At 73.3% G+C, this 26700-nt stretch carries 25 protein-coding genes; 10 read left to right on the forward strand and 15 right to left on the reverse strand.

The features are described from left to right. The first annotated feature begins 31 nt into the window (after positions 1 to 31). Genes NCI01_RS02310 through NCI01_RS02320 form a run of 3 tightly spaced genes read left to right on the forward strand, consistent with a single transcriptional unit; the run spans position 32 to position 4802 of the window. A complete protein-coding gene (locus tag NCI01_RS02310) occupies positions 32 to 1675 on the forward strand; it encodes an acyl-CoA carboxylase subunit beta (RefSeq protein WP_254180189.1) in 1644 nt (547 codons plus the stop codon). Further along, a complete protein-coding gene (locus tag NCI01_RS02315) occupies positions 1672 to 3645 on the forward strand; it encodes an acetyl/propionyl/methylcrotonyl-CoA carboxylase subunit alpha (RefSeq protein ID WP_254179847.1) in 1974 nt (657 codons plus the stop codon). Before NCI01_RS02310 ends, NCI01_RS02315 begins: the two co-directional genes overlap by 4 nt. After that, positions 3642 to 4802, forward strand: coding sequence for an acyl-CoA dehydrogenase family protein (locus NCI01_RS02320; RefSeq protein WP_254179848.1), 1161 nt, complete (start codon positions 3642 to 3644; stop codon positions 4800 to 4802). The genes NCI01_RS02315 and NCI01_RS02320 overlap by 4 nt, the downstream gene beginning before the upstream one ends. A gap of 15 nt (positions 4803 to 4817) precedes the next feature. Here the strand turns inward: NCI01_RS02320 and NCI01_RS02325 are convergent, their stop codons facing one another. Continuing rightward, a complete protein-coding gene (locus tag NCI01_RS02325; RefSeq protein ID WP_254179849.1) occupies positions 4818 to 6212 on the reverse strand; it encodes an FAD-binding oxidoreductase in 1395 nt (464 codons plus the stop codon). A 113-nt stretch (positions 6213 to 6325) separates the two neighbouring features. Between NCI01_RS02325 and NCI01_RS02330 the strand changes: the two genes are divergently transcribed. Genes NCI01_RS02330 through NCI01_RS02340 form a run of 3 tightly spaced genes read left to right on the forward strand, consistent with a single transcriptional unit; the run spans position 6326 to position 8614 of the window. Beyond that, the gene (locus tag NCI01_RS02330) at positions 6326 to 7015 is read left to right on the forward strand and encodes a winged helix-turn-helix transcriptional regulator (protein ID WP_254179850.1); all 690 of its coding nucleotides are present in this window, start codon (positions 6326 to 6328) and stop codon (positions 7013 to 7015) included. 46 nt (positions 7016 to 7061) lie between these two features. Beyond that, positions 7062 to 7445 (forward strand): MmcQ/YjbR family DNA-binding protein, encoded by a 384-nt coding sequence (locus tag NCI01_RS02335; protein WP_254179851.1) that lies wholly within the window; start codon positions 7062 to 7064, stop codon positions 7443 to 7445. Between the two features lie 41 nt (positions 7446 to 7486). Then, positions 7487 to 8614 carry a heparan-alpha-glucosaminide N-acetyltransferase domain-containing protein gene (locus NCI01_RS02340; RefSeq protein WP_254179852.1) on the forward strand — a complete coding sequence of 376 codons (1128 nt, stop codon included), beginning with the start codon at positions 7487 to 7489 and terminating at the stop codon, positions 8612 to 8614. On the opposite strand, the gene NCI01_RS02345 is transcribed toward NCI01_RS02340, so the two are convergent. The 14 genes from NCI01_RS02345 to NCI01_RS02410 all read right to left on the reverse strand — a co-directional run bounded on the left by NCI01_RS02345 (position 8590) and on the right by NCI01_RS02410 (position 22377). Then, entirely contained in the window at positions 8590 to 9141 is a 552-nt protein-coding gene (locus tag NCI01_RS02345; protein ID WP_254179853.1) for a protein-L-isoaspartate O-methyltransferase family protein, read from the reverse strand. The two genes, NCI01_RS02340 and NCI01_RS02345, sit on opposite strands and share 25 nt — an antisense overlap. Before the next feature lie 10 nt (positions 9142 to 9151). Further along, positions 9152 to 9631, reverse strand: a complete 480-nt coding sequence (locus tag NCI01_RS22525) for a cupin domain-containing protein (RefSeq protein ID WP_254179854.1) — start codon at positions 9629 to 9631, stop codon at positions 9152 to 9154. After that, positions 9628 to 10095 (reverse strand): VOC family protein, encoded by a 468-nt coding sequence (locus NCI01_RS02355; protein ID WP_254179855.1) that lies wholly within the window; start codon positions 10093 to 10095, stop codon positions 9628 to 9630. Before NCI01_RS02355 ends, NCI01_RS22525 begins: the two co-directional genes overlap by 4 nt. A gap of 10 nt (positions 10096 to 10105) precedes the next feature. Then, positions 10106 to 10567 carry a helix-turn-helix domain-containing protein gene (locus NCI01_RS02360; RefSeq protein ID WP_254179856.1) on the reverse strand — a complete coding sequence of 154 codons (462 nt, stop codon included), beginning with the start codon at positions 10565 to 10567 and terminating at the stop codon, positions 10106 to 10108. A gap of 225 nt (positions 10568 to 10792) precedes the next feature. Continuing rightward, entirely contained in the window at positions 10793 to 12004 is a 1212-nt protein-coding gene (locus NCI01_RS02365; RefSeq protein ID WP_254179857.1) for a hypothetical protein, read from the reverse strand. Positions 12005 to 12038: 34 nt separating this feature from the next. Continuing rightward, the gene (locus NCI01_RS02370) at positions 12039 to 12590 is read right to left on the reverse strand and encodes an RNA polymerase sigma factor (RefSeq protein ID WP_254179858.1); all 552 of its coding nucleotides are present in this window, start codon (positions 12588 to 12590) and stop codon (positions 12039 to 12041) included. A gap of 392 nt (positions 12591 to 12982) precedes the next feature. Then, positions 12983 to 13759, reverse strand: coding sequence for a DUF1295 domain-containing protein (locus NCI01_RS02375; RefSeq protein ID WP_254179859.1), 777 nt, complete (start codon positions 13757 to 13759; stop codon positions 12983 to 12985). Next, a complete protein-coding gene (locus tag NCI01_RS02380) occupies positions 13753 to 15072 on the reverse strand; it encodes a class I SAM-dependent methyltransferase (protein ID WP_254179860.1) in 1320 nt (439 codons plus the stop codon). Before NCI01_RS02380 ends, NCI01_RS02375 begins: the two co-directional genes overlap by 7 nt. Before the next feature lie 8 nt (positions 15073 to 15080). After that, positions 15081 to 16430: an SAM-dependent methyltransferase gene (locus NCI01_RS02385; protein WP_254179861.1), complete on the reverse strand. Its 1350-nt coding sequence runs from the start codon at positions 16428 to 16430 to the stop codon at positions 15081 to 15083. Further along, entirely contained in the window at positions 16427 to 18625 is a 2199-nt protein-coding gene (locus tag NCI01_RS22530; protein ID WP_254179862.1) for an FAD-dependent oxidoreductase, read from the reverse strand. Before NCI01_RS22530 ends, NCI01_RS02385 begins: the two co-directional genes overlap by 4 nt. Beyond that, positions 18622 to 19359, reverse strand: a complete 738-nt coding sequence (locus NCI01_RS02395; protein ID WP_254179863.1) for an anti-sigma factor — start codon at positions 19357 to 19359, stop codon at positions 18622 to 18624. The genes NCI01_RS22530 and NCI01_RS02395 overlap by 4 nt, the downstream gene beginning before the upstream one ends. Beyond that, positions 19356 to 19985, reverse strand: a complete 630-nt coding sequence (gene sigK / locus NCI01_RS02400; RefSeq protein WP_302181434.1) for an ECF RNA polymerase sigma factor SigK — start codon at positions 19983 to 19985, stop codon at positions 19356 to 19358. The genes NCI01_RS02395 and sigK overlap by 4 nt, the downstream gene beginning before the upstream one ends. A 27-nt stretch (positions 19986 to 20012) precedes the next feature. Further along, entirely contained in the window at positions 20013 to 20675 is a 663-nt protein-coding gene (locus NCI01_RS02405) for a fasciclin domain-containing protein (RefSeq protein ID WP_254179865.1), read from the reverse strand. A 160-nt stretch (positions 20676 to 20835) separates the two neighbouring features. After that, the gene (locus tag NCI01_RS02410) at positions 20836 to 22377 is read right to left on the reverse strand and encodes a molybdopterin-dependent oxidoreductase (protein ID WP_254179866.1); all 1542 of its coding nucleotides are present in this window, start codon (positions 22375 to 22377) and stop codon (positions 20836 to 20838) included. 58 nt (positions 22378 to 22435) lie between these two features. On the opposite strand from NCI01_RS02410, the gene NCI01_RS02415 reads away from it, so the two are divergent. The 4 genes from NCI01_RS02415 to NCI01_RS02430 all read left to right on the forward strand — a co-directional run bounded on the left by NCI01_RS02415 (position 22436) and on the right by NCI01_RS02430 (position 26687). After that, positions 22436 to 23206, forward strand: coding sequence for an enoyl-CoA hydratase-related protein (locus NCI01_RS02415; protein ID WP_254179867.1), 771 nt, complete (start codon positions 22436 to 22438; stop codon positions 23204 to 23206). A 70-nt stretch (positions 23207 to 23276) separates the two neighbouring features. Next, positions 23277 to 23969: an SDR family NAD(P)-dependent oxidoreductase gene (locus NCI01_RS02420; RefSeq protein ID WP_254179868.1), complete on the forward strand. Its 693-nt coding sequence runs from the start codon at positions 23277 to 23279 to the stop codon at positions 23967 to 23969. Then, positions 23966 to 24394 carry a hypothetical protein gene (locus tag NCI01_RS02425; protein ID WP_254179869.1) on the forward strand — a complete coding sequence of 143 codons (429 nt, stop codon included), beginning with the start codon at positions 23966 to 23968 and terminating at the stop codon, positions 24392 to 24394. The genes NCI01_RS02420 and NCI01_RS02425 overlap by 4 nt, the downstream gene beginning before the upstream one ends. A 115-nt stretch (positions 24395 to 24509) precedes the next feature. Next, a complete protein-coding gene (locus NCI01_RS02430; RefSeq protein WP_254179870.1) occupies positions 24510 to 26687 on the forward strand; it encodes a HelD family protein in 2178 nt (725 codons plus the stop codon). Positions 26688 to 26700: the final 13 nt, after the last annotated feature.

Consider the following 26700-nt stretch of genomic DNA (forward strand, 5'->3'; position numbering starts at 1 on the left):
AGTGACCACGACGTCGGCGAACCGCGAGGCGATGCTCGAGAAGCTCGCCGACCTCGACGCCCAGCACGCGGTCGCGGTGGCCGGGGGCGGCCAGAAGTACGTCGACCGTCACCACGCCCGCGGCAAGCTGACCGCGCGCGAGCGGATCGAGCTGCTCCTCGACCCGGGGTCGGCCTTCCTCGAGCTGTCACCGCTCGCCGGGTGGGGCTCCGACTTCACCGTCGGCGCCTCGGTCGTCACCGGCATCGGCGTCGTCGAGGGCGTCGAGTGCCTGATCAGCGCCAACGACCCCACGGTGAAGGGAGGCGCATCCAACCCCTGGACGGTCAAGAAGATCTTCCGCGCCTCGCAGATCGCCGAGGAGAACAACCTCCCCACCGTCTCGCTGGTGGAGTCCGGCGGCGCCGACCTGCCGACGCAGAAGGAGATCTTCATCCCCGGCGGCAAGCTCTTCCGCGACCTCACCCGCGCCTCGGCCCGCAAGCAGCCGACGATCGCGCTGGTCTTCGGCAACTCGACCGCGGGCGGGGCCTACGTCCCGGGCATGAGCGACTACACCGTCTTCGTCCGCGGCGGCGCGAAGGTCTTCCTCGGCGGCCCGCCGCTGGTGAAGATGGCGACCGGCGAGGAGTCCGACGACGAGTCGCTCGGCGGCGCCGAGATGCACGCCCGCGTCTCCGGCCTCGCCGACTACCTCGCCGAGGACGAGCACGACGCCATCCGCATCGGGCGGCGCATCGTGGCGCGGCTGAACCGCGACGCGTCGTCCAAGGCCGGACTTCGCACCCGGGACTCACGCTTCGTAGGTGAGATCTCGGGTGCTATGCGGGGCGGTCCCCGGATATCCGGTGACCGCCCTCTCGACCCCACACCCGGCTTCGCCGAACCCGACGCCGACCCCGAGGGCCTGCTCGACCTGATCCCGACGGACCTCAAGGAGCCCTTCGACCCGCGCGAGGTGATCGTGCGCATCGTCGACGGGACGAGCGAGCGCAACGGCCGGGCCTTCGACGAGTTCAAGCCGCTCTACGGCACCTCGCTCGTCACCGGCTGGGCGCAGCTCCACGGGCGCCCGATCGGCATCCTGGCCAACGCCCAGGGCGTGCTGTTCTCCGAGGAGGCGCAGAAGGCGACGCAATTCATCCAGCTCGCCAACCAGGCCGACACCCCGCTGCTCTTCCTGCACAACACGACCGGCTACATGGTCGGCAAGGACTACGAGCAGGGCGGGATCATCAAGCACGGCGCGATGATGATCAACGCCGTCTCCAACAGCACGGTGCCCCACCTCAGCGTGATCATGGGCGCGTCCTACGGAGCCGGCAACTACGGCATGAACGGCCGCGCCTACGACCCGCGCTTCCTCTTCACCTGGCCGAGCGCCAAGTCGGCCGTCATGGGCCCGTCCCAGCTCGCCGGGGTGCTCTCGATCGTCGCCCGGGCGGCCGCCGAGGCCAAGGGGCAGGCGTACGACGAGGAGGGCGACGTCGGCATGCGCGCGATGGTCGAGCAGATGGTCGAGGAGCAGTCCCTGCCCTACGCGCTGTCCGGGATGCTCTACGACGACGGCGTCATCGACCCCCGCGACACCCGCACGGTGCTCGCGATCTGCCTCAGCGTCATCGAGAACGCCCCGATCAAGGGCGCCGACGGATTCGGGGTGTTCCGACCATGATCAACCGACTGCTGGTCGCCAACCGCGGCGAGATCGCGCGCCGCGTCTTCGCCACCTGCCGACGCCTCGGCATCGAGACCGTCGCCGTCCACTCCGACGCCGACGCCGGCCTGCCCTTCGTCGCTGAGGCCGACGCCGCCATCCGGTTGCCCGGAAACGCACCCTCCGACACCTACCTGCGCGCCTCCGAGGTCGTGGCCGCAGCGCAGAGCGCGGGCGCCGACGCGGTCCACCCGGGCTACGGCTTCCTGTCGGAGAACGCCGACTTCGCCCGGGCCGTCGAGGCCGCCGGGCTCACCTGGGTCGGGCCACCGCCCGAGGCGATCGAGGCGATGGGCGACAAGGTCCGCGCCAAGGAGATCGCCGAGAAGGCCGGCGTGCCCGTCCTCTCGGCGCCCGTGGCACCGACCGAGGCCGACCTCCCGCTGCTGGTCAAGGCCAGTGCGGGTGGCGGTGGGCGCGGGATGCGCGTCGTACGCACCCTCGACCGGCTCGAGTCCGAGATCGAGGCGGCGCGTGCCGAGGCACTCTCCGCCTTCGGTGACGGCACCGTCTTCGTCGAGCCCTACGTCGAGGCCGGGCGCCACGTCGAGGTGCAGGTGTTCGCCGACGCGACCCGGACGGTCGCGCTCGGCACCCGTGACTGCTCGGTGCAGCGACGCCACCAGAAGGTGGTCGAGGAGGCGCCCGCGCCCGGGCTGTCGGAGGAGACCGGGCGGGCGATGTGCGAGGCGGCCGAGCGGCTCGCCACCGACATCGGCTACCGCGGCGCCGGCACGGTCGAGTTCCTCCACGACCCCGCGACCGACCGGTTCTTCTTCCTCGAGATGAACACCCGGCTCCAGGTGGAGCACCCCGTCACCGAGCTGGTGACCGGGATCGACCTGGTCGAGCTGCAGGTCGCCGTCGCCGAGGGCCGCGAGCTCGGGCTCGACGGTCGGCCGTCGACGACCGGGCACGCCATCGAGGTGCGCCTCTACGCCGAGGACGCGGCGTACGTCCCGCAGAGCGGGCAGCTGGTCACCTTCGACCTGCCCGCCGACGCGGTGTTCGGGCCGCTCGACCGCGCCGGGATCCGCGTCGACAGCGGCTTCGCGGGCGGCGACGAGGTCTCCACCTTCTACGACGCCATGCTGGCCAAGGTCGTGGCGTGGGCGCCGACCCGTGAGCAGGCCGTCCGGATGCTCGTCGCCGCGCTGCGCCGGGCCCGCATCCACGGCGTGACCACGAACCGCGACCAGCTCGTCGAGATCCTCACCGACCCGGTCTTCGTGTCCGGCGAGATGACCACGACGTGGCTGGAGTCGCGCGAGCCGGTGATGCTGCGGGAGGACTGGACCGGGGCAGCCCTCCTGAGTGCGACCACGGCCGTCGTGCTCGACCGCGACGAGCACCGCACGGTCCAGCAGGGCGTGCCCGCAGGGTGGCGCAACGTCCGCGGCCAGTGGCACGTCGAGCGGTTCGAGACCGGCTGGCCGGGCGACGTGTTCGACGGAGAGTGGGTCAGCGTCCGCACCGGCGTCGGCATCGCGTTCCCGAACGCCGACTTCACCGTCGAGCGGGCCACGCGGCTCGAGCACGGCTGGCGCATCGACTGGACCGGCGAGGGGGAGGGCGGGTGGTGCGAGGTGCGCTTCGGTCCCGGCCTGCCCGGGACGCGCGAGGTCTACGTCGACAGCCCGCGATCGGGACGTACGTTCCGCGAGGTCCCCCGCTTCACCGACCCCGCCGACGCCGTCGCGAGCGGCTCGCTGCTCGCGCCGATGCCCGGCACGGTCGTGGCGGTCAAGGTCGAGGCGGGCGAGCAGGTGGTCGCCGGCGACGTGGTGCTCGTGCTCGAGGCCATGAAGATGCAGCACACCGTCACCGCGCCGCACGCCGGCACGGTGTCCGATCTCCGGGTCGCGCCCGGTCAGCAGGTGGCCGCCGGCGAGGTGCTCGCGGTCGTGGAAGAGGAGCAGCAGGCATGAGCACGTTCACCGAGTCCGAGGAGCGCCAGGAGCTGCGCCGCCAGGTGGCGAGGCTGGCGAGCGGCTACGGCCGCGACTGGTTCGTCGAGCGCGCCCGCTCCGGCGAGAAGACCACCGAGCTGTGGCTCGAGATCGCCAAGGCGGGCTACCTCGGCATCAACGTCCCCGAGGAGTACGGCGGCGGGGGCGGCGGCATCGGCGACGTGGCGGCCGTCTGCGAGGAGCTCGCCGCCCAGGGCTGCCCGCTGCTGATGATGGTCGTCAGCCCGGCCATCTGCGGCACGGTCATCGCCCGCTACGGCACCGAGGAGCAGAAGCAGCGCTGGCTGCCCGGCATCTGCGACGGCACCGCGACGATGGCGTTCGCGATCACCGAGCCCGACGCCGGCACCAACTCCCACAACATCACCACCACTGCCCGCCGCGACGGTGACGAGTGGGTGCTCAGGGGGCAGAAGATCTACATCTCCGGTGTCGACGAGGCCGCGCACGTGCTCGTCGTCGCGCGGGCGGAGGACGCGCGGACGGGCAAGCTCAAGCCCTGCCTGTTCGTCGTGCCGACCGACGCGGCGGGCTTCGAGTTCACCGCGATCCCGATGGAGATCGTCAGCCCGGAGAAGCAGTTCCAGGTCTTCATCGACGACGTCCGCCTCCCGCGCGAGGCGCTCGTCGGCGACGAGGACGGCGGCCTGGTGCAGCTGTTCGCCGGGCTCAACCCCGAGCGGATCATGGCGGCCTCCTTCTCGACCGGGCTCGCCCGGCACGCCCTCGGCAAGGCGTCGGCGTACGCCAAGGAGCGGACGGTCTTCAAGGCGCCCATCGGCTCGCACCAGGCGATCGCCCACCCCCTCGCCCAAGCCCACATCGAGACCGAGCTCGCCCGGCTGATGACGCAGAAGGCCTCGGCGCTGGTCGACGCCGGTGACGACATGGCCGCAGGCGAGGCGGCCAACATGGCGAAGTACGCCGCCGCCGAGGCCGCCGTGCACGCCGTCGACGCCGCGGTGCAGACCCACGGCGGCAACGGCATCACGCAGGAGTACGGCATGGCCGGGCTGCTCGTCGCCGCCCGCGCCGGCCGCATCGCCCCGGTGAGCCGCGAGATGATCCTCAACTTCGTGGCGATGCACAGCCTGGGGCTGCCGAAGTCCTACTGAGCCGGCCCGAGCGCCTCAGCCCAGCGGCGGGATGTTGGCGTTGCCGCGGAACACGTTGTCGGGGTCCCACGCGGTCTTCAGCGTCCGCAGCCGCTCCCACTGCACCGGGCTGTAGGCCTCCTGCACGCGGGTCTGGGCGTCGTCGCTGGTGAAGTTCACGTAGACGCCGCGGCTGTGCGGGGCGAGCGCGTCGAAGAAGCCGCGCACCCAGGCGCGGTGCCGGTCGGCCTCCGCGGCCTGCTCGGGCAGCCACGACGCCACGATGTTGATGTCGTGGCTGGCGTCGCGGTGCGGGAAGGCGGTGGCGTCCTCGGACACCCGGCTCATCGCGCCGCCGAAGCTGAAGATCGGCACCGTCGACAGCGGGCTGCTGATCGTCGCGAGGTGCTCGCAGATCGTCTGGATGACGTCGTCTGTGAGCGGCCCGAGGCGGTGCGACTTCCAGTAGTAGTGCCGTCCGTGCGGCACCGCGGGGTCGAGGAACTTCTGGTGCGTCGCGTAGGGCTTGGGCGCGACGGTGTCGAGCACCGGGTGGCCGAGCGCCCGGACCGGTGCCAGCACCCGCTCGCCCTCCTCGACCGGACCGGCGTACGTCGCCACCAGGCCGATGATCGGCCTGCCGTGCAGGCTCTCGGGGAACAGCGGCAGGGCCGGGGCGAGCCGCAGGTTGGCCATCAGGCCGACCTCGTCGGGTGCGTCGGCCATGAAGTCGCGCAGGAACGCGAGCACCGTCGGCGCCTCCTCGGCGGGCCAGGCGACGAGCCCGGCGAGGATCACCGGCCCGAGCGGCTGGAGCTCGAAGGTGAAGTCGGTGACGACGCCGAAGTTGCCGCCACCTCCGCGCAGGCCCCAGAACAGGTCGGGGTTCTCGGTCTCGGAGGCGCGCACGATGGAGCCGTCGGCGGTGACGACCTGGCAGGACCGGAGCGCGTCGATCGCCAATCCCATCTTCCGCATGAGGTGGCCGATGCCGCCGCCCAGCGTCAGCCCGGCGATCCCGGTGTGGCTGATGTAGCCGCTGGTCATCGCGAGCCCGAAGGCCTGCGCCTCCCGGTCGACGTGGGCGTTGAGCGCGCCGCCCTGCGCCGCGACGGTGCGGGTCGTCGGGTCGACGACCGTCCCGCGCATCCCCGACAGGTCGAGCACGACGCCATCGTCGACGAGCGAGTGACCGGCGATCCCGTGGCCGCCGCCGCGGACCGAGACGGGCAGGTCGTGGTCGCGGGCCCAGCGGAGCGCCGCGGCGACGTCGCGGGCGCCCTGGCAGCGGGCGAGGACGGCGGGTCGGCGGTCGATCTCCCCGTTCCAGATGCGGCGCTGGTCGTCGTACGCCGGGTGGTCGGGCGTGACGATCTCGCCGACGAAGTCGGTGGCGAGCGCCTCGGTGGTGGGCATGTCGAGCACGGTCATGGTCTTCTCCCTCGCTGGTGGTGGTGCTCGTCCACAGTGCGACCGGCGGCGCCGGGCCCGCGAGTATCGATCCTGTACTGGTACAGAAGCGATAGCGGTCCTACCGTCGGAGGATGGCTCCCACCTACGGTCAGTTCTGCCCCGTCGCGATGGCCTCCGAGGTGCTCACCGAGAGGTGGACACCCCTGGTGGTGCGCGAGCTGCTGTGCGGCAGCACCCGCTTCAACGACCTCCGCCGCGGGGTCCCGCTCATGTCGCCGGCGTTGCTGTCCAAGCGCCTCAAGACCCTGGAGCGCGTGGGCGTCGTCGACCACGTCGGCGGGGAGTACCACCTCACCGCGGCCGGCAGGGAGCTGTGGCCGGTCATCGAGTCGATGGGCGTCTGGGGCCAGCGCTGGGCACGCGGTGACGTGATCGCCAAGCACTACGACGCCTCGCTGCTCATGTGGGACATCCACCGCAACGTCGACACCGACGCGCTCCCCGAGGGCCGGGTCGTCGTGCACTTCCACCTGCAGGGGTCGAGCGACCGCAAGAGCCACTTCTGGCTGGTGCTGGAGGCCCCGGCAGTGGACCTGTGCCTGACCGACCCGGGGCACGACGTCGACGTGGAGGTGGCCGGTCACGTCGAGACGATGATCGACTATTGGATGGGGCGGCGCGACCTCATGGGTGCGGTGAAGGCGGGCGACCTCGCCGTCGCCGGCCCACGTCCGCTGGTGCGCGCGCTGCCGACGTGGTTCACCCGCAGCACCTTCGCCCCGGTCCCGCTGCCGGAGGAGGTGGCCGCTCCCGCCTCCTGACCGGATGACCGGGAGGGGTGTCGGTGAGCGGTGGCAGGATCGCGCCGTGGCCCTCAAGGACCGTCCGCTCGTCCCCGAGGCGTGGGTGCTGCGCATCGACGCAGTGCTCGGCGCGCTCCCGCGGTGCCGGCAGGAGTCGGCCTGGACCGGCACCCGGTGGCGCGTGGGCGGCGCGACGGTGGCCCACGTCTTCGGCGGGGAGGACCAGCTCTTCCGGATCACGTTCCGCGGCGAGCCCGACGAGGTGGCGGCCTTCGAGCACATGGGCGCCCCCTACTTCCGGTCCGGGTGGGGTGGCAACGTCATCGGGATGGTCCTCGACGAGGACGCCGGGATCGACTGGGACGAGCTGGCCGAGCTGCTGACCGACTCCTACTGCATCCAGGCGCCCGCCCACCTCGCCGAGCAGGTGGCCCGCCCCGGCGCGTGAGCGTGCGCGACCGTCGGGAGGGCCCCGGCAGGATGGGGGCCATGACCGGGACGTCGAGCGGCCGCCTCGTCGGGCTCGACGTCGCCCGGTGCCTCGCCCTCCTCGGCATGGTCGCCACCCACGTGCTCGACGAGCGCACGGCCGGCGGCGACCTCACCACCGCCCAGTGGCTGGCGGGCGGGCGGGCCTCGGCACTGTTCGCGGTGCTGGCCGGGGTGAGCCTGGCCCTGATGACCCGCGAGCCCCTGCGCGGCCGTCCGCTCGCGCTCCGCACGGCCGGCATCGCCGCCCGGGCGTTGATCATCGGGGTCCTGGGGCTGCTGCTCGGCGGCCTCGACACCGGCATCGCGGTCATCCTCACCTACTACGCCGTGCTGTTCGTGCTGGGCCTGCCCTTCACGCTCCTGGGCGTGCGAGCGCTCCTGCCGCTCACCGTGGCGTGGGTGGTCCTCGTGCCGGTGGTGTCGCACCTGGTGCGGCCGCACCTGCCGGAGCGCGGCTTCGACAGCCCGACCGTCGAGCAGCTGGCCGAGCCGGGTCGGCTCGCCAGCGAGCTGCTGCTCACCGGCTACTACCCGGTCGTGCCGTGGCTCGCCTACCTGCTCGCCGGCCTGGTCCTCGGACGCCTCGACCTGCGCGACGCCCCGCTGCTCGGCGGCCTCGCGCTCGGCGGGCTGTCGGTGGCGGTGCTCGCGACGCAGGTGTCGCGCACCTTCGCCGACCCGGCGGTGGCCGCGGACAGCGCGACCGGGATGTACGGCGTGACGCCGCCCGACGGCGACTGGAGCTGGCTGCTGCTCGTCGCACCCCACTCGGCGACGCCGTTCGACCTCGCCCAGACCATCGGCAGCGCCGTCCTGGTGATCGCGCTCTGCCTGCTCGCCGAACGGCTCCTCCCACGGCCGGTGACCACGGTGCTCGCCGTGCTGTTCGGCGCCGGTGCGGCGACGCTCACGCTCTACTCGCTCCACGTCGTGATGCGCACCGAGGCGGTGTGGCCGCCGGAGGAGCCGTCGTCGTACGTCCTCCACGTCGTCGTGCTGCTGGTGATCGGCGCGGTGCTGCGGCTGCTCGGGCGGCGCGGACCGCTCGAGGCGGTGGCGGGCCTGCCGGTCCGGCTGGCGCGTCGGTCCGCCCGCGAGCCTCAGCGCAGCGGCACGAACCGGTAGTGGCCGTGCGCGGTGACGACCGCGCCCGGGTTGGTCACGCGCAGCATCACCCCGTCGACCGGCACCACCAGCACGCCGTCGTCGGCGAGCTGGTCGACCAGGGCCTGGGGCAGCGACTCGGCCATCGCGGAGACCAGGATCCGGTCGTACGGCGCCCCGCCGGGGTCGCCGAGCACGTCCGGGTCGGCCTGCCGGATCGTCGCCCAGGGCCGGCGGGCGCCCGCCAGGTTGGCGGAGCCGAACGTCACGAGCACCGGCTCGAGCTCCACCCCGAGCACCGATCCGGTGGAACCCACCAGGTGGGCGAGCAGCGCGGTCGTCCACCCGCTCCCCGACCCGACGTCGAGCACCCGCTGACCGACGCGGACGTCGAGCAGGCGCAGCATGTCGTCGACGGTGCGGGGCTGGGAGTTGGTCTGGCCAGCGGCGATGCCCAGCGGACCGTCGTAGGACGCACGACGCCGCACCCCGCGCGGGAGGAAGTCCCGACGCGGGGTGGCGTCGAACGCCGCGGTGACCGGGTCCATCGAGCTCCTCTCAGACCCAGGTGTTGTCGTGCTCGCGCATGAAGCGGTCGTAGGCGTCGCCGTCGAGCTGGCCCATCCCGGCGGCCAGGCCCTCGAAGTAGGCCTCACGCGGAGCGCCCGGCGCGAAGTGGAGGAGCATCTTCGCCGCCCCGTCCTCGTTGCGGAAGCCGTGGATCCCGCCGGCCGGGACGTGGGCGAAGTCGCCGGCGTGGCACTTCACCCAGTCCTTCCCGTCGAAGATCGTGACGGTGCCCTCCAGGACGTAGAACGACTCGGTGATGGTGCGGTGGAAGTGGGCTCCGGGGCCGCTCGCGGGACCTGCGAACTCCCACCGATAGAGACCGAAGGTGCCCTGGGTGGCGGAGCCCTGCGCGAGGTAGAAGACCTTGTTGCCGTTGGGGTAGACGAGCGCCGGCTCGAGGTCGGCCGGCACGACGTGGGCCGACACCTCGCCGGAGTCGCCGTGGTAGATCGGCGGCGGGTAGCTCACCGCTCGGCCGCCACGGCGTCGTAGGCGCCCTGGACCTCGGCCGGCGTGGCGGCGTTGGGCTGGCTGATGCGGACGGGGTTGCCGAAGGGGTCGCGGATGCCGAAGTCGGTGCCGTAGGGCTGCTCGACGGGCTCCTGGGTGATCTCGACGCCTGCGTCACGAAGCGCTGCGTAGGTCGCGTGCACGTCGTCGCTGAGGAGGAAGACGCCGCCGAGCGCGCCCTTGGCCACGAGCTCGCGCACCTGGGCGGCGGTCGCCTCGTCGTGCACCGGTGCCCCGACGAGCTCGAGCAGGATCGAGGTGTCCTGGCCCGGCACGCCGACGGTCAGCCAGCGCATGAAGCCGAGATCGATGTCGTCGCGCACCTCGAAGCCGAGGTGGGTGGTGTAGAAGTCCAGCGCCTCGTCCTGGTCGAGCACCGGGACGCTGCGGATGTGGAGGCTGGTGATGTGGTTGGTGGTCATGGAAACGACGCTAACCAGCGCCGACCTCCTCCCGCTTCTCCGTTTGCGCTGTCTGCGGGGGCGCTGTCTGCTTCTCGCGCGGACGCGTCCACGCGGCGATGAAGCACGACGGCACCGCGACCGGGCTGTGCCGGGCGCGGAACTCGGTGGGTGAGCACCCGACGACGTTGCTGAAGGTGCGGCTGAAGGTGCCGAGGCTGGCGAACCCGACGTCCCAGGCCACGTCGGTCACCGGCCGGTCGGTCTGGCGCAGCAGCGTCATCGCGCGCTCGACGCGCCGACGCTGGAGGTAGCGGTGCGGCGTCTCGCCGTAGACCTCCTTGAAGACGCGGCCGAACTGCGACACCGACAGGTGCGCGAGGGCCGCGAGCGTCGGTACGTCGAGGGGGTCGGCGTAGCGGCGGTCCATCTCGTCGCGGGCGCGCAGCATCCGTCGGTTGGTGTCCTCCTGCGCGGAGAGCGGCCTGCCCATGCCGTGGAACCTAACCCCTTCCGGCGACATCCGGGGAGGGGGAGCGAGGGCGCGCGGGCCCGTGAGGTCCGGACGCGACAACGGCATGGCCCCGGGGGAGGGCCATGCCGTTGTCTGTGCGTTGTAGGGCGGATCTCGCGGTTCTGGGGGGATCTCGTACGTCGGCGGGAGGTCGACGTACGAGGTGCGAGAGCCGGTCCTGCGGAACGCGGCCGCCGCCGGTCATCAACCGGACGTCTGGTTACCGCCTCCCTTGCCGGGGCCGCCGGACGTGCCTGGGCCGCCCGGCGAACCGGAGCCTCCGGGCGTCGGGAGGTCGGACGGCTTGCCCGGTGCGGGGGTCGGCTGGTCGGTGGGCTTGCCGGGGGACGGGGTGGGTTGGTCGGTCGGCTTGCCCGGTGAGGGCGGCGGGAGGTCGGTCGGCTTGCCCGGCGAGGGGGTCGGCTTCTCCGTCGGCTTCCCGGGGCTCGGCGTCGGCGTGGTCGGCGTCGGCCTGGTCGGGCTGGGCTTGGTGGGGCTGGGCTTGGTGGGGCTGGGCTTGGTCGGGGTCGGCTTGGTGGTCGGGGTCGGCTTGTCCGTGGGCCTGCCGGTCCCCTCGGGCGGGCCGATGAGGTCGACGCAGTAGGTGGTGATCCGGTCGGCACCGCCGGCCGCTGTCGCGAGGGCGAGGAAGGCCGCGCTGTCGAGCGAGCCGCCCGCGTCGCTCCGGTCGGTCGCCTGGAAGGCGCGGCACAGGCCCTCGAGGTTGGGCGTGGGGGTGGAGGCGCCGTCGGGGGACTCCGACGGCGCCGTCGAGCCGGAGGGGCTGGTCGAGCCGGAGGAGGTGCTCGAGCCGGAGGGGCTGGTCGAGCCGGAGGAGGTGCTCGAGCCGGAGGGGCTGGTCGAGCCGGAGGAGGTGCTCGAGCCGGAGGGGCTGGTCGAGCCGGAGCCGTCGTCGGACCCGGTCGAGCCGGGGCCGGTGGCCGACCCCGACGGGTCGGTCCCGGCGCTGCCGTCATCACTGGAGGTGGCCGAGCCGGCAGCGCCTCGCGGCGACTCGGCGACGGACTCGGTCGCCCGGTCGTCGGCCTGGCCGGGGAGGGCGGGCAGGTTCGGCAGCCCGGGCAGCCCCGGCACACCGGGAAGGTCGGCGGAGCTGGCGAGGGCGAGACCGCCCGAGGTGAGCGCGACGACGGCACCCGTGGCGACGACGGCCCGTAGGGCCGCGCGACCGCCGAGGCGCGAGGGCGAGACGTAGCCGGTCCGCGACGCCGGGGCCGCCGTGACGCGAGCGGCGTGGAAGGCGGCAACCGCTGCGTCCTCGCCGCGGAGCTCGTCGGCGCGGGCCGGCGCGCTGGCGGCGGTGAGGGCCGAGCCCAGGGCGCTGTCGTGCTCCGCCGGCGCGTCGAGCAGGCGCTCGGCGTCGCGGCGGGACAGGCGGGGGTCCGGGGTGCTCATCTCACTCCCTTCAGCGTCACGGCGTTCACAGGTGTTACGGCTCCTCGGACAATCGCTTGGCCAGCTGCTTGAGGCCACGGTGGGCCGCAGCGCGCACCGCGCCCGGGCGCTTGCCCAGGATCCGGGCCGCGGTCGGGGCGTCGAACCCCAGCACCGTGCGCAGCATGATCGCCTCGGCCTGGTCGCGGGGCAGGGTGCCGATCAACCGGACGACGGCCTCGGAGCTCACCCGGCCGATGACGTAGCCCTCGAGGTCGATGTCGTCCGGCAGGTCGACGAGGTCGTCGACCGACTCGTCGGCGATCGGTCGTCGTCGGGCGTGGCGGATGTGGTCGAGGGCCCGGTTGCGCCCGATCGTGGTGATCCACCCGCGGAAGCCGTCGGCGTCGCCGCTGAACCGGTCGAGGTCACGGAAGGCCTGCGCCCAGGCCTCGCTGGCCACGTCCTCTGCCTCGGCGGGACCGACCAGCACGGTCAGGTAGCGCAGGAGGGGTGGCTGGACATGGCGGTAGACGACGCGGAACGCCGCCTCGTCCCCCGCCTGCATCGCCTCGACGGCGCAGTCGAGCCCCTCCTGCTCACCCACTGGCGCATTGTCACCCGAAGGCGGACCCGGCGCGCACGGAACCCCCCTGCCGGTGCCCGTCGATCGTCGGCGACCCGGACGGCCGACCCGGTCCTTCCGGGCTGGGCGCCGGAGAACTGCGGCCGCGCGACCGGTCGGCGGGCTCCTGGGCTGTCGTCCGGCCGCAGTTCTTCGGGGGTGGGTGGCGCGGCGGTGCCCCAGCCACCTTCCGCGCGGGTCCGATGTGGTTCAGCCACCGCTCGTACGACGACACGCCCGCCCACCACTGTCCCGGGCTGGGCGCCGGAGAACTGCGGCCGCGCGACCGGTCGACGGGCTCCCGAGCTGTCGTCCGGCCGCAGTTCTTCGGGGGTGGGTGGCGCGGCGGGCAACCTCTAGAACTGCGCGGCGGCTCAGCGGCGAGGCGGGCGCGGGAAGAAGAGCGGCACCCGGGCGGCGTAGTCGTCCCAGCCCTCGCGCTGCGACATCGTCTTCTCCAGGAGCTTGGCGCCGGTGACGTTGCGCACGAAGTAGGTCATCGCCGCGGGCGCCCACACGGTGAGCAGGCCCGGGAGCCAGCCCAGCGCCAGCGCGCCGGCGATCCACAGCCCCCACCACACGCAGGCGTCGCCGAAGTAGTTGGGGTGCCGGCTCCAGCCCCACAGACCGGTGTCGAGGATCTTCGGTCGCAACTCGCGTGGGCGGGCCTTGTAGGCCTCGAGCTGGGCGTCGCCGACGACCTCGAAGACGAAGCCGAGCGCCCACACCGCGACGCCGACCCACACGACCGCCCACCAGCGGACGTCGTACGCCGCCGCGACCTGCAGCGGCGCCGAGATGAGGAACGCGACGACGGCCTGCGTCAGGAACACCTTGGTGACGACGCGTCGTGCGCCGGCGGACCAGCCGGGACCGCCGAGCATCTTCTCGTAGCGGGGGTCCTCCCCGTGGCCGCGCGAGCGACGCCCGATGTGCCACGCCAGCCGACCGCCCCACACGACGACGAGCCCGGCGAGGAGCCAGGAGTGGGCGTCGGGCCACACCACGGCCAGGGTCAGCGCAATGGCCACGAAGGCCAGGCCCCAGGCCACGTCGACCACCGCGACCCGGTCGAGGCGCCGGCTCACCGCCGCCGTCGACCCCATGACCACGGCGGCGGCGAGCAGCGCGACCAGCGCGGCACTCACCACGTACGGACCGCCGGGAGGTTGTGGGCGGCGCCGGGACGCACCGACAGGATCTGGTCGACGCCCATCCGGCCGTCGCGGAAGGCGAGGGCCCCGCCGACGAGGTAGAGCCGCCAGACGCGGACGACCTCCTCGCCCACCAGCTCGCGCAGCCGCGGGAGGTTGGCCTCGAACCGCTCGAGCCAGCCGTGCACGGTGAGGACGTAGTGCTCCCGCATCGCGTGCACGTCGCGCACCTCAAGCCCGCCCGCCTCCATGAGGCCGACGGTCTCGCCGACCGGGCGCATCGTCATGTCGGGCGCGATGAACGACTCGATGAACGGCCCGCCGCCGGGGTGCTTGCCACCGCCGGCGCCCTGCCGCGACATCTGCTGCACGAGCACGCGCCCGCCCGGCTTGACCGCTCGGCGGAGCACCTCGACGTAGGTCGCGTAGTTGCGCGCCCCCACGTGCTCGCCCATCTCGAGCGAGCCGACGGCGTCGAAGTGGTCGCGCTCGGGGACCTCGCGGTAGTCCTGGAGCCGGATCTCGACCCGGTCCTCGAGGCCGCGCTCGGCGATCCGGGCATCGATGAACGCCTTCTGCTCCTTCGAGATGGTGACGCCCGTGACCCGCGCGCCGAAGTGCTGCGCGGCGTGCAGCGACAGCGATCCCCAGCCGCACCCGACGTCGAGCATCCGCATGCCCGCCTCCAGCCCGAGCTTGGTGCAGACGAGGTCGAGCTTGGCGCGCTGTGCCTCCTCGAGCGAGACGTCGGGCGTCGCGTGGTAGCCGCAGCTGTAGGCCATCTGCGGCTCGAGGATCAGTGAGTAGAACTCGTTGGAGAGGTCGTAGTGGTGGCTGATGGACGACCGGTCGCGGGCCAGGCTGTGCAGCCGACCCCGGATGCGGGCCTGGGAGGCCGGCGGCGCGGGCGGCGGGCCGAGCGCGCCGAGGCCGGCGGCGGTGCGGACCGCGTCTGCCAGCGCGCGCGGGGAGAGGCGTACGCCCGACAGCCCGCGCTCGGCACCCACGGCGAAGGCGTGGGTGAGGGCCGAGCCGAGGTCCCAGCCGTCCTGCTCGGGCACGTCGAGCTCGCCGGTGACGTAGGCCTGGGCGGCCCCGAGCTCGCCCGGGTGCCACAGCAGCCGACGCAGCGCGTCGGGGGAGCGGAGCACCACGAGGGGGGCACCGGCGGGGCCGGCGACCGAGCCGTCCCAGGCCTGCAGCCGCACGGGCAGGTCGCCGCCGATGAAGGGTCGCACGGCGGCCGCGAGGCGATCGGCGATCCCCGCGGTCGTGACGGTGGCGGCGGAGTGCGGGGCGGTCTGGGTCACGGCGTCCGTCACCGGTCCTCTCGGGTGAAGGTGAGCTGCGAGACGTCGAGGTAGCCGCTGGCGAACCCGGCCTGCGAGTAGGCGAGGTAGAAGTGCCAGACCCGCATGAAGAGGTCGTCGAAGCCGAGGTCCAGCACGGCGTCGCGCTGGGCGAGGAACCGGCGGTCCCAGCGGCGCAGGGTCTCGGCGTAGTGGCTGCCCAGCGCGAGCTGGCCCGTCAGCCGGAGCGTGGTCTCGCTCCGGGTGACCTGGTCGATCACCTCGACGCTGGGCAGGAAGCCGCCGGGGAAGATGTACTTCGTGATCCAGGTGTGGGTGTCGCGCGTGGCGAGCATCCGGTCGTGCGGCATGGTGATCGCCTGCACGGCGACCCGGCCGCCCGGGGCCAGCACGCGGTCGATGGTGGCGAAGTAGGTGCCCCAGAACTCGTGGCCGACGGCCTCGATCATCTCCACGGACACCACCGCGTCGTACGTCGCCCCGGTGGCGGCGAGCGCTCGGTAGTCCATCAGCTCGACGTGGACCCGGTCGGCGAACCCGGCGGCGGCGATGCGGTCCTCGGCCAGCTCGAGCTGCTCGACCGACAGGGTGATCGTGTGGACGCTCGCGCCGCGGCGGGCGGCCCGGATGGCGAGCTCGCCCCAGCCGGTGCCGATCTCCAGGACGCGCGTGCCGTCCGTGACGCCGGCCTCGTCGAGCAGGCGCTCGATCTTGCGGCCCTGCGCCTCGGCGAGGTCGGGGTGGTGGCGCGCGGGGTCGGCGGTGTCGGTGGGCTCTGGTGGGGTGGCGACCAGGTGGTCACCGACGGAGCCGGGGCCCTTCCCGGTGGGAGTGAAGGAGGTGTCGAAGAGAGCGGACGAATAGCTCAGCGTCTCGTCGAGGAAGAGCGCGAAGAGGTCGTTGGACAGGTCGTAGTGGTGCGAGATGTTGGCCTGGCTGTTGTCCTCGGTGCTGCGGTGGTGGCTGGGCAGCCGCGGCGTGACGAGGGCGCGGAGCCGCTGCAGCGGCTCGGGGACCAGGGTGGCCATGCGGGCCGCCGGCACGGTGAGGAAGCCGGCGAGGTCGTCGGCGTCCCACGCGCCGGTCAGGTAGGCCTCGCCGAAGCCGATCAGGCCGTCGCGGCCCACGCGGGCGTAGAACTCGTCGGGCCGGTGCAGCCGCATGAGCGGCCCGCCCCTGCCCAGGGTGCGGCCGGTCGGCTCCTCCACGACGGTGATGTCGAGGCGGGCGACGGCGGCGTGGAAGAGGCGGCGCGCGACGGCGGCCGAGACGGCGGTGCGGGGTCCGGACGGGACCTGCTCCGGGGCAGGCATGCCCTGGGTGCGGACCTCGTCGGGGCGGTTTCTCTCGAGGGTCATGTGACGCCCTCCTGTCGGTGGGGGGATTGGGGCCGGGGACGGACCGGCAGCCGCCGGGCCCACAGCCAGATGCCGTGTGCCCGGATCAGCGCGGTGCCGCGCAGCGCGGCGCCGATGGTCCTGCTGACGGGGATGTCGCTGCGGGTGCCGACGAGGCTCGCGCTGAACGGCGCGGAACCCCTGTCGGTGCCGGCGGTGCCGGCGGCGCCGTCGGTGCGGTCGGTCGCGGTGCGGTCGTCCGCGGTGTCGTGGCCACGCAGCGTGACCGCGATGTCGAGGCGGTCCGTCGGGACCGGGACGGCGACGTCGTACCAGCCGTCGACGCCGTGGAAGGGGGAGACGTACATCGCCTTGTCGGTGCGGGCCCGCCCCTGCTCGTCGGGGTGGACGAGGTAGGCGTGCCGGTCGCCGTAGGTGTTGTGGACCTCGACGACCACTCCCGCCTGTCGTCCCTGGTCGTCGAAGCACCAGAAGACGCTGATGGGGTTGAAGCAGTGCCCGAGCGAGCGCGGGTGCGCGGCCATCAGGATGGTGCCGGGGCGCGGGCCCTCGCCGAGCGAGACGCCGTTGACGGCGAGGAACGACTCGACGTTGTTCCGCAGCGTGGCCTCGGTCGCGCCGAGGTGGTCGCGCGCCTCGAACCGGGCCAGCACGCCGTGGTCGGGCAGGTCGTCGAGGTCGACCAGCCACAGGGTCGAGCGGTGCTCGAAGCTGCGCCGGAAGGGGCTGCGCCGCGTGTGGCGGATGGTGGTCTCGAACCGACCCGGCCGGGGCAGCACCGGCGTCGTGCGCGCCCAGGGCAGGTCGAGGTGGGTCGCCGCGGCGAGGCCCGAACGCGCGCCGTCCTCGTGGAAGCCCCAGCCGTGGTAGGCCCCGGCGAAGGCGATCCGCGTGGTGTTGATCTCGGGCAGCCGGCGCGAGGCGGCGACCGACGCCGGCGTGTAGAGCGGGTGCTCGTACTCCATCCGGTCGATGACCGTGGCCGGGTCGACGAGGTGCTCGCCGCCCAGCGTGACGAGGTAGCGGGTGCGGGTGGGCAGGCGCTGGAGCCGGGTGAGGTCGTAGGTGACGGTGACTCCGCCGGCCTCGGGGCGCGCGCCTGGTCTCGAGACGCGTCGATCGTCCCCTCGCAAGCTCGGGTCCGATCCGACGCTCCTCGACCTCCCCGCCTGGGTCTGCGACTTCGCAGGCTCAGTCGCAGGGCGGTGAAAGTTCCAGGAGGCGCGCGCGTCGGGAGCCGACGGCAGCAGCGCGGTGTCCGTGTGCAGCAACGCGGTGTTGCTGCTGTAGGGCAGGGCGGCCAGCACCTCACGCTGCAGGTCGGTGGGCGACTCCAGCATGCCGAGCGCGTGGGACGGGTGGGTGGCGATGACGACCGCGTCGAAGCGCGTGGTCGTGCCGCTGCCGTCGGTGACCTCGACGCCGTCGGCCAGCTCGCGCACCGACGTCACCTTGGTCTCCAGACGCACCTCCTGCAGCCCGGCGGCCACGGCGGCAACGTAGGTCCCCGAGCCGCCGGTGACGGTGCGCCACTCCGGCGAACCGAAGACGGCGAGCATCCCGTGGTGCTCGAGGAAGGTGAAGAGGTAGCGGGCGGGGTAGTCCAGGGAGGTCGCCGGGTCGCACGACCAGACGGCCGCCACGAGCGGCTCCACGAAGTGCCGGACGAAGCCGGCGGAGAAGCCGCCCTCGTCCAGGAAGTCGCGCAGCGTCTGGTCGTCCGCGGACGTGCCCGTCGTGGCGGCGAGCAGCGCCCGGGCCCGGCGGTGGAAGCGCGGGATCTCCAGCAGCATCCGCCAGTGCTCGAGCGAGCGGAGCGACGACCGCTGGGCGAAGAGGCCGCGCGGCCCGAGCGCGCCGGCGTACTCCACGCCCGTCCCGGCGTCGCTGACCGACAGCGACATCTCCGAGGGCTGCGTCTCCACGCCCAGCTCGGCGAAGAGCCGGAGCAGGGTGGGGTAGGTCCGGCGGTTGTGCACGATGAAGCCGGTGTCGATGGCGAGCTCGCCCTCGGGGGTCGCGACACGGTGGGTGTCGGCGTGCCCGCCGAGCCGGTCGTCGGCCTCGTAGAGGGTCACGTGGGCGGTGCGCGAGGCGATCCAGGCAGCGGTGAGCCCGGCCACGCCGGAGCCGACGACTGCGATCCGGCGTGACCCTGTGCTGCCCGTGGTGCCCGCGCGCGGGGCGCGGCTCACGTCGCCTCGGTGAGGTCGAAGACGGCGATCGGGTCGCTGGTGGGCTGCTTGGAACCTCCGTCGGGCTCCACCGTGATGCCGACGGCAGCGGCCGCGGCGGCGGACCCGTCGAGGACGACGGTCTGGTCGGGCGCGTCGGGCATCAGCCCGGCGGAGACGAACTCGTCACCCTCGATGAACCACAGCTCGTAGTCCTTGCCCGAGGGGGCGGAGACCATGTCCTCGGTGGTGATGACGGCGCGGTCCTGGGACTTGGAGCGGACGACGGTCGCGCGTCCGGCCTCGCCGAGGTCGACGAACACCTCCTCGGCGTCCGGTGCTTGCAGGACCTGCTCGGCCGCGGTCAGCCTCTCGACCTCCTCGGACGGGGCCCAGGGCTGCATCACCAGGGCGCCGACGCCGACGATGAGCGCGAGTGCCGCCGCGACCAGAAAGGGCATCCAGGCCCGCCCCCGAGCAGCCGGGCGAGTGGCGTGACGCGTCGGGGAGGCGGGCACCTCCGGGGCGAGCGGCCGGACCTGCGAGATGCCGGCGAGCACCGAGTCGCGCAGCGACGCGGGGGGCGGTACGGCGACGGTGTCGGCCAGCAGCGCCGCGGTCTCGCGCAGCTCCGCGACCTCGGCACGGCAGTCGTCGCACTGGGCGAGGTGCTGCTCGAACCGGGCTCGCTCGAGCTCGTCGAGCGCGTCCAGCGCATAGGCGCCCGTGAGCTTGTGAACATCCATCTCGCTCATGAGGCAACTCCCATCAGGTCGCGCAGGCGGATCAGTCCGTCGCGTATTCGAGTCTTGGCCGTCCCCAGCGGGACGTCCAGCAAGGTGGCGACCTCGGTGTGGGTGTAGCCGCCGAAGTAGGTGAGCTCGACGGCCTGGCGCTGGACGTCGGTCAAGGTGGCGACGGCCCCGCGCACCCGCGCGGCGTCGAGGGAGGCGTGTGCCGTCTCGGCGGTCTGGTCGTGGTCGGTCGGCGCGGCCTCCCGGTTCCAGGTCTCGTCGCGAGCCGTGGCGGCCTCGACCGAGCGGACCCGGTCGACGGCCTTGCGGTGCACGATCGTCAGCAGCCAGCCGGCCGCGCTGCCGCGGTCGGCGTCGTACCTCGTGCTGGACCGCCAGGCGTCGAGGTAGGCCTCCTGGGTGACCTCCTCGGCGTGCGCCGGGTTGCGGACCACGCGCAGCGCCAGGCCGTAGGCCCGGGCGGACGTCGCGTCGTAGAACGCGGCGAAGGCTGCCTCGTCTCCCCGCGCCGCCTGCCGGAGCAGGTCTGCGAGGTGGGCTGCGTCGCCCCTGGCTGCGTCGCCCCCGGACGGGGCGCCCTCAGGCGCCCCGTCCGGTACGGGCCTCACGTGGTCCACGTCAGTCATCCTTGCGCAGTGATCGTCGGGAGACGGTCACATCTGCGGCATCAGGACCTGGTCGACGACGTAGACAGTGGCGTTGGCGGTCTGCACGTTGCCGCACACGACGCTGGCCTCACCGATGGTGAAGTCCTCGCCCTCGCCCTCGACGGTCAGCATGTCGCCGGCCAGGGTCTCGTGCTCACCCGCGACGTCCTCGGGGCTCAGGCGCTCGCCGACCACGTGGTGGGTGAGGACCGTGGTGAGGGCCTCCTTGTCGGCGAGGAGGGCGTTGAGGTCCTTCTTCGGGATCGCGGCGAACGCGTCGTCGGTCGGGGCGAACACGGTGAGGTTCTCGGCCGAGTTGAGCGTGTCGACCAGGTCGGCCTCGGTGACCGCGGCGACCAGCGTCTTGAGGAGCGGGTTGTTGGAGGCGGCGGTGGCGACCGGGTCGTCGGCCATGCCCTCGACGGAGCCCTCACCGGAGGTGGGGACGCCGGCGCAGCCGGGACCGAACGGGGCGTCGGCGGCCATCGGCTCCTCGGACTCCATGGGCTCCTCGGACTCCGAGGTCTCGGACTCCATGGGGGCCTCGGAGGTAGTGGGCTCGGAGGCGTTGCTGCTCTCCTCCTCGCTGCCGCAGGCGGCGAGACCCATGGACGCGGTCAGGGCAAGGGCGGCGATGCCCATCGAGCGGGTGCGGAGCTTGGTGTTCATGACACTGCCTTTCGGTTGGAGCCATCAGGGGGGCCCGGGGGCCCGCTGTCGGGAGGTGTTCGGGACCGCGTGGGAAGCGGATGGGTGGTTTCTCGAAAAAGTTTGGACAATCCTTGGACAGGGCGTGCTGGACCCGGGAGCGGCTCGGTCCGGACGCCGGTCAGCTGATGAGGACCGAGATCTCCTGGAGGCCGCTCGATCCCTCGGGGAAGGGCCGCATCCGGACGTCGGTCTGCACGTCGCCGTCCTTGTTGGTGGCGCGGCAGGCGATGAGGTGCCGTCCGGGCTCGGCGTCCCACTCGTAGTACCACTGGCGCCAGTAGTCGTCGGTGACCTGCGGGCCGAGCTTCGCGGGCTGCCAGGCGCCGCCGTCGACGCGTACCTCGACCTTGTCGATGCCGACCCCCTGGGCCCAGGCGACGCCGCCGATGACGACCTTGCCGGCGTCGGTCTCCGACAGCGGCTCGGGCGTGTCGATGCGGCTGGAGATCTTGATGGGGGCGTCGACCGCCCAGTCGCGCTCGGTCCAGTAGGCCTGCTCGGCGTCGTAGGTCGTCAGCGTCATCTTGGTGATCCACTTGCACGCGCTGACGAAGCCGTAGAGCCCGGGCACGACCATGCGGGCCGGGAAGCCGTTGGCGCGCGGGAGCGGTCCACCGTTCATGCCGATTGCGATCATCGCGTCGCGCCCGTCGAGGGCGACGCCGAGCGGCGTCGAGATGGTCATGCCGTCGACGTCGGTGGAGAGGATCTGGTCGGCCTTCGTCGACTCGATGCCGGCCCGCTCCAGCACGGCGGCGAGTGGTACGCCGAGCCAGCGGGCGCCGCCGACGTAGGGCCCGCCGACCTCGTTGGAGACGCAGGTCAGCGTGATGTCGCGCTCGATGGTGTCCATCGCGGCGAGGTCGTCGAAGGTCAGCGTGACCTCCTGGTCGACGTCGCCGTCGATGGTGAGGGTCCACGACTCCACGTCGACCGTCGGCAGGGTGAGGCGGGTGTCGACGCGGTAGAAGTCCGCCGTCGGGGTCCGCAGCGGCGTGATGCCGTCGTACGTCTCCTCGAGGCCGGTCGGGAAGGTCGACGCGGGGTCGGTGGCCACCGGCAGGGGCACGTCGGTCCCCCCGAGGCGGTAGGACGTCACCCACCGACCGACGGCCCCCATGGCCGCCGCTGCGACGGCGAGCCCACCGGTGGCCAGCACGACCCCGCGTCGTGACGGACCGTCGACCCCCGGCGACGGCTCCGTGGGGCCCCGGCCGTCGAGACGGTGCAGCCACCACAGCGCGGTGGCACCGACAGCGGCGGCGACCAGGGCAGGAACGAGGTCCAGCGGCCCGGAGCCCGGGCGCAGGACGGCCAGCACGCCCGCGACGCCGGCGAGGCCCACCAGCACGAGCAGGCCCGGTGTCTCGCGGCGGGCGGTGACCACGCCGGCGACGGCGGCCAGCAGCAGCACGACGACGATCACCGAGCCGACCAGGATCACCTTGTCGGCGCTGCCGAACTGGCGGATCGCCCACTCCTTCAGCGGGGTGGGGGTGAGGTCGATGACGGTCGAGCCGACGGCGAGCACGGGGGAGGCCGCGGGCACGGTCAGGGCCGCGACGAGGTGGGCCGCGGCCAGGCCGACGACGGTGGCCAGCACGCCGTAGGCCGCGTGCCGCAGGGTGCGCGGACGGGATCGCTGGTCGAGGGAGTGCATGGGTGGTGTTCGGAGCGACCGGGCGAGCGGATGGCCCGGGTGCGGCAGGATGCACGCCATGACCGCCCCGACCGACCACGCCTCCGCAGAGCTGGTGCACTACTCCGTGGCCGACGCCGTCGCCACGATCACCCTCGACAGCCCCGCCAACCGCAACGCGCTGAGCCGGCAGCTGGTGACCGAGCTCCACGCCCACCTCGAGCGGGCCGGCGCCGACCCCGACGTGCGGGCGGTGCTGGTCGACAGCTCGGGCAAGGTGTTCTGCTCCGGCGCCGACCTCACCGAGGCGTCGAGCGAGGGCATGGCGGCCGGCACCCGACGCATCGTCGAGCTGCAGCGGCTGATCGCCACCCTCGACAAGCCGGTGGTCACCAAGAACCTCGGCGCCGTGCGCGCCGGCGGCATCGGCATCGTCGCGGCGGCCGACATCGCCATCAGCGCCGACGACGCCACCTTCGCGCTCACCGAGGTCAAGCTCGGGCTGGCCGCCGCGATCATCAGCCTCACCGTGCACCACCGGATGACCCCGCGGGCCGCGGCGCTCACCACCCTCGGCGGAGAGGTGTTCACCGGCGCCGAGGCGGCGGCGTACGGACTGGTGACGAAGGCGGTGCCCGCCGATGAGCTGGACGCCGAGGTCGCCGCCGTGTGCGCGAGCCTGGCGACGGGCGCGGCCCAGGGGCTCCGCGAGTCCAAGCGCATCCTCAACCGTGACCTCGTCGCGCGCATCGACGCACTGGGCGAGGAGATGGCCGAGACCAGCACCCGGCTGTTCGCCTCCGAGGAGGCGCGCGAGGCGATGACCGCCTTCCTCTCCCGCAAGAAGTAGCGCGGGGCCTGCATCCGTCGGCGGCCCCGGAGCGGAGAAGGGGGAGGAACCACGTCGAAGGAGGCTTTCCGTGAACCAGCGTGAGACCCGCGAGATCGCCGGTGCCCGCATCGCAGTGGTCGGTGCCACCGGGGCGCTTGGCTCCCTCCTGAGCGCCGAGCTCGCCGCGCGCGGCGCCCGGCTGCTGGTCGTCGGACGTGACGCCGACCGGCTCGCGGGCCTCGAGGCCGAGGCCCGGCTCGTGGCCGACCTGGGCGACGCGACGGCCGGTGACGCGGTCGTCGTCGCCGCGCGCGAGCAGCTCGGCGGCCTCGACGGGCTGGTCAACGCCGCCGGAGTGGTGGCGTTCGGCGCCCTCGTGGACACCCCGGACGAGGTCATCGAGGAGCTGTTCCTCACCAACGTCGTCGGCCCGCTCTTCCTGCTCAGGCGCGTGCTGCCGCTGCTGGAGGAGTCGCAGGGCTTCGTGGTCCAGCTCAGCGCGGTGGTGGCCCAGCAGCCGCTGCCGCGCATGGCGGCCTACTCCGCCAGCAAGGCGGCGCTCAGCGCCGCGGCCACCGCCCTGCGCACCGAGCTGCGGCGCAGCCGGGTCGAGGTCCACGACGTCCGCCCGCCGCACACCGAGACGGGCCTGGCCTCCCGACCGCTGGCCGGCGAGGCGCCGCGCCTGCCCGCGGGCAAGGATCCCGCGGGGGTCGCGCGCCGGGTCGTCGACGCGATCGAGGCACGCGAGCTCGACCTCGGCCCGGAGGCGTTCGGGTGATCCGCACCGCGCCGGCCACCTGGCTGCTGCTCGCCGCCGCCGCCCACCTCGGCTTCCAGCTCACCGTGGCCGCGGTGGTCTACCCGGCGCTGCGCGAGGTCGGGGACGAGGCGTGGTCGGGGGCGCACGAGCGGCACTCCCGGCGCATCGCGCCGCTGGTGGGCGTGCTCTACGTGCCCCTGGTCATCGCCCTGGCCTGGGTCGCGGCGACCGAGCCGCAGGCCACCGGGACGTGGCTCGCGCTGGTCGGAGGGGCGCTGTCGGTCCTCACCACCGCCGCGCTCGCCGCGCCCCTGCACGGCCGCCTGGCCACCGTGCCGGCGGTGGAGCGCGCGGAGCTGCTCGACACCCTCGGCCGGGTCGACCTGGTCCGCACGGCCGGCGCCGTGCTGTGCCTGGTGGGCGCCGTGGTGCTCCTCGCATGAGGGTCCTCGGGTCCACCATGCGCGAGGAGTCGGTGGTCGTGGGTGCTCGCCGGTACGCTTGTCCGTCTGTCCGGGACCGTTGGACAGTGGTTCATCGGGGGATGAGGAGCAGGAGTTGAGCGAGGAGCTCGAGGCGCGGGAGATCGCGGCGGAGCAGGCATACGTGGACGAGGTCTACGTGCAGCTCGAGGCATCGACGCGGAGCGCGCGGGCGTTGGCGGCCGAGGGGCACAGCCGCGGCAAGCTGGAGCACGAGGGCGGGCTCGTCGAGCGTGACGCCATGGTCTTCCAGGCTGCCAAGCGCATCGCCCAGCTCGACGCCGCCCACGAGGGGCTGGTCTTCGGCCGGCTCGACCTGCGCCCGGAGATCGACGCCCAGCCGCGCTACATCGGTCGCATCGGCGTGCGCAACGCCGACCGCGACGTGCTGCTCATCGACTGGCGCGCCCCCGCCGCCGGCGTGTTCTACCAGGCCACGGCCGCCACCCCGTCCGGCGTCGTACGACGACGGGTGCTGCGCTCGCTGCACCGCACCGTCATCGGCGTGGAGGACGAGCTGCTCGACGACCAGGCCGACACCGACCTCCCGATCGTCGGCGAGGGCGCCCTGATGGCGCAGCTCTCGCGGGCCCGCGACCGCTCGATGCACTCCATCGTGGCCACCATCCAGGCCGAGCAGGACCAGGCGATCCGCGCGCCCGGCAAGGGCGTCGTGTCGATCTCCGGCGGTCCCGGCACCGGCAAGACGGTCGTCGCCCTGCACCGCGCCGCCTTCCTCCTCTACTCCGACCGCCGCCGCTACGAGGGCGGTGGCGTCCTCGTCGTCGGCCCCAGCGGCGTGTTCATGCGCTACATCGAGCGCGTCCTGCCGAGCCTCGGCGAGACCGCGGTGGCGCTGCGCTCCCTCGGCGAGGTGGTGGGCGGCATCCGCGCCACCCGGCACGACGAGCCGGCCGTCGCCGACGTCAAGGGAGCGACCCGCATGGCCGAGCTGCTGCGCCGCACCGCGCGCCAGCACGCGCCCGGCGCCCCGACCAGCTTCCGCATCTACTGGCGTGACGAGACCATCGTGCTCGACCCGGGCCTGCTCGGCCGGCTGCGCCGCCAGCTCATGTCGCAGGGACGCCGCAACCGCCAGCTGCCGCGGGTGGCGAAGACGCTGCTCGACGCGATGTGGCGCCAGGTCACCGGCGAGCGGGGGCGCGAGCGTGGGCGTGAGGCCTTCGACGACGACATGCTCGGCCACGCCGGGTTCGTGGAGTTCGCCTCCGCCTGGTGGCCCCCGCTCGACGCGCAGTCCGTGTTCGGCTGGCTGCGGGAGCCCGACTTCCTCGCCCGCGTCGGCGAGGGCGTGATCAGCCGCGAGGAGCAGCTGCTGCTCGCCAAGTCGTGGGCAGTCGGCGGTCTGTCGATCGAGGACGTGCCGCTCATCGACGAGCTGCGCTACGCCCTCGGTGACGTCCCGCAGCGCACCGACGACGAGCGCGACCTCGACGAGACGGGCCTGCTCGAGGGCGGCGTCGACCTGCAGGAGCTCACCACGATCTCCGACCGGGAGTACGCCCCCGGCGGGCTCGCCTGGTCGGCGCCGACCCACCGCATCGAGGACGACGGCTACGCCCACGTGCTCATCGACGAGGCGCAGGACCTCACCCCGATGCAGTGGCGGATGGTCGGTCGACGTGGCCGCACCGCGAGCTGGACGATCGTCGGCGATCCCGCCCAGTCGTCGTGGCCCGACGCTCCCGAGGCCGCCGCGGCGCGCGCCGAGGCGCTCGAGGGCAAGGAGCTCCACGAGTTCCACCTCTCCACCAACTACCGCAACTCGGCCGAGATCTACGCCTTCGCCGCCGACTACGCCCGCCGGGTGGGGCTCGACGCCGACCTGCCCGACGCCGTACGCCGCACCGGCGAGGAGCCGCAGGTCGTCGGCCCGGTCGACGACCTCGAGGCCGCCGTGCGCGAGGCGGTGACCACCATCGCCGACCGCGTGGAGGGCACCGTCGGCATCGTCGTGCCGGTCGCGCGGCGCTCCGAGGTCAACGCCTGGCTGGCGTCGTGGCCCGAGCTGGCCGACGCCGCCCCCAACGCGCGTGCGGCCGTCGACTCGAGCGTCACGCCGAGCGGTGAGGACCGCGTCGTCGTGCTGACCGGCCTCGACACCAAGGGCCTGGAGTTCGACGGCATCGTGGTCGTCTCGCCGCAGGAGATCGAGGACGAGTCGGCCACCGGCCGGGCCACGCTGTACGTCGTCCTGACCCGCGCGACCCAGCTGCTGACGACGGTCGGCTGAGCGCGGTTCGATG

The organism is Nocardioides pinisoli (genome assembly GCF_024199985.1).
Lineage (GTDB): Bacteria > Actinomycetota > Actinomycetes > Propionibacteriales > Nocardioidaceae > Nocardioides > Nocardioides pinisoli.